This is a genomic window from Parahaliea aestuarii, assembly GCF_008064635.1.
In the GTDB taxonomy this organism is placed as follows: domain Bacteria; phylum Pseudomonadota; class Gammaproteobacteria; order Pseudomonadales; family Halieaceae; genus Parahaliea; species Parahaliea aestuarii.
Window position 1 is genome coordinate 1 of the sequence record NZ_VRYZ01000016.1, and the last position, 3079, is coordinate 3079.

Genomic DNA, 3079 nt, shown 5'->3' on the forward strand with positions numbered 1-3079 from the left:
TAGCCTGCAAGTGATAGCAGTGGTGTTAGTGGAACGGTCTGGAAAGTCCGGCGATAGAGGGTGATAGCCCCGTACACGAAAACACCGTTGTGGTACTGAGCTTGCGACAAGTAGGTCGGGACACGAGATATCTTGACTGAAGACGGGGGGACCATCCTCCAAGGCTAAATACTACTGACTGACCGATAGTGAACCAGTACCGTGAGGGAAAGGCGAAAAGAACCCCGGAGAGGGGAGTGAAATAGAACCTGAAACCGTATACGTACAAGCAGTGGGAGCAGGCTTGTCCTGTGACTGCGTACCTTTTGTATAATGGGTCAGCGACTTATTGTCTGTAGCAAGCTTAACCGTATAGGGGAGGCGTAGGGAAACCGAGTCTTAATAGGGCGTTTAGTTGCAGGCAATAGACCCGAAACCGGGCGATCTATCCATGGCCAGGCTGAAGGTTGGGTAACACTAACTGGAGGGCCGAACCCACAAATGTTGAAAAATTTGGGGATGAGCTGTGGATCGGAGTGAAAGGCTAATCAAGCCCGGAGATAGCTGGTTCTCCTCGAAATCTATTTAGGTAGAGCGTCGTGTCTTACCCTGGGGGGTAGAGCACTGTTTGGGCTAGGGGGTCATCCCGACTTACCAACCCCATGCAAACTCCGAATACCCAGGAGTACAATCACGGCAGACAGACGGCGGGTGCTAACGTCCGTCGTCGAGAGGGCAACAACCCAGACCGCCAGCTAAGGTCCCCAATACCAGTTAAGTGGGAAACGATGTGGGAAGGCTTAGACAGCTAGGAGGTTGGCTTAGAAGCAGCCACCCTTTAAAGAAAGCGTAATAGCTCACTAGTCGAGTCGGCCTGCGCGGAAGATGTAACGGGGCTAAACTGGTAACCGAAGCTGCGGATGCGTGCATTTCACTCAAACTCTTTCAGGTAGCTTGTCGACGGCGAAGCCGGCGACCAAGCGCCCCCGAACGTTGAGTCGGGAAGGAGGTTGGAGAAACTGCCAACCCTGGAGGAGAGGGTTTGAGGAAATGCACGCATGGTAGAGGAGCGTTCTGTAAGCCGTTGAAGGTGAACCGGGAGGTTTGCTGGAGGTATCAGAAGTGCGAATGCTGACATGAGTAACGATAAGGGGGGTGAAAAACCTCCCCGCCGGAAGATCAAGGTTTCCTGCGCAACGCTAATCGGCGCAGGGTGAGTCGGCCCCTAAGGCGAGGGCGAAAGCCGTAGTCGATGGGAAACGGGTTAATATTCCCGTACTTCTTTATATTGCGATGGAGGGACGGAGTAGGCTAGGTCATCAGGGCGTTGGTTGTCCCTGTTTAAGGCTGTAGGCTGGTGGTTTAGGAAAATCCGGACCGCTAAGGCTGAGAGCTGATGACGAGCCCTTTCGAGAGATTGGGTGAAGTGATTGATGCCATGCTTCCAGGAAAAGCTTCTAAGCTTCAGATATAAAGGAACCGTACTGTAAACCGACACAGGTGATCAGGTAGAGAATACCAAGGCGCTTGAGAGAACTCGGGTGAAGGAACTAGGCAAAATGGTACCGTAACTTCGGGAGAAGGTACGCCGGTTTTGGTGATGGGACTTGCTCCCTGAGCTGAGGCTGGCCGAAGTGACCAGGTGGCTGCGACTGTTTATTAAAAACATAGCACTCTGCAAACACGAAAGTGGACGTATAGGGTGTGACGCCTGCCCGGTGCCGGAAGGTTAATTGATGGGGTTAGACTTAGGTCGAAGCTCTTGATCGAAGCCCCGGTAAACGGCGGCCGTAACTATAACGGTCCTAAGGTAGCGAAATTCCTTGTCGGGTAAGTTCCGACCTGCACGAATGGCGTAACGATGGCCACACTGTCTCCACCCGAGACTCAGTGAAATTGAAATCGCTGTTAAGATGCAGTGTACCCGCGGCTAGACGGAAAGACCCCGTGAACCTTTACTACAGCTTTGCACTGGACTTTGACCTTACTTGTGTAGGATAGCTGGGAGGCTTTGAAGCAGTGGCGCCAGCCATTGTGGAGCCGACCTTGAAATACCAGCCTGGTAATGTTGAGGTTCTAACTCAGGCCCATGATCTGGGCCGAGGACAGTGTATGGTGGGTAGTTTGACTGGGGCGGTCTCCTCCCAAAGAGTAACGGAGGAGCACGAAGGTGCGCTAATCATGGTCGGAAATCATGAGGTTAGTGTAAAGGCACAAGCGCGCTTGACTGCGAGTCTGACAAGACGAGCAGGTACGAAAGTAGGTCTTAGTGATCCGGTGGTTCTGAATGGAAGGGCCATCGCTCAACGGATAAAAGGTACTCCGGGGATAACAGGCTGATACCGCCCAAGAGTTCACATCGACGGCGGTGTTTGGCACCTCGATGTCGGCTCATCACATCCTGGGGCTGAAGCCGGTCCCAAGGGTATGGCTGTTCGCCATTTAAAGTGGTACGCGAGCTGGGTTTAGAACGTCGTGAGACAGTTCGGTCCCTATCTGCCGTGGGCGTTGGAGAATTGAGGGAAGCTGCTCCTAGTACGAGAGGACCGGAGTGGACGAACCTCTGGTGTTCGGGTTGTGTCGCCAGACGCATTGCCCGGTAGCTATGTTCGGACAGGATAACCGCTGAAAGCATCTAAGCGGGAAGCCCCTCCCAAGATAAGTTCTCCCTGACCCCTTGAGGGTCCTAAAGGGCCGTTGAAGACTACAACGTTGATAGGCTGGGTGTGGAAGCGCTGTAAGGCGTTGAGCTAACCAGTACTAATTGCCCGTGAGGCTTGACCATATAATCCAAGTAATCTGGTGTGCGCAGTATGAGGCACACACAGTAAGCAGACTATGCAGGATGTTGTGACAAGTCAGAGTGTAGTAACAAACCGCGACTCAACTTCACCAGCTTGATTTACCGCCTTATTGACGATGAGTAGGCAGCGCAGTAGCGCTTAAGACCGAAACCCGTCAGCCAGTTATGCCTGGCGACAATAGAGCATTGGAACCACCTGACCCCATTCCGAACTCAGTAGTGAAACGATGCATCGCCGATGGTAGTGTGGGGTCTCCCCATGTGAGAGTAGGTCATCGCCAGGCTTTTAATACAAAC

Annotated in this window: 2 rRNA genes; both read left to right on the forward strand. The window is 52.9% G+C overall.

What is annotated here, in order from left to right:
* A 23S ribosomal RNA gene (locus FVW59_RS19460) occupies positions 1 to 2764 on the forward strand; the annotation flags it as partial.
* Positions 2765 to 2950: 186 nt separating this feature from the next.
* Positions 2951 to 3066: ribosomal RNA gene (gene rrf / locus FVW59_RS19465) — 5S ribosomal RNA — on the forward strand.
* The last annotated feature ends 13 nt before the right edge of the window (positions 3067 to 3079 follow it).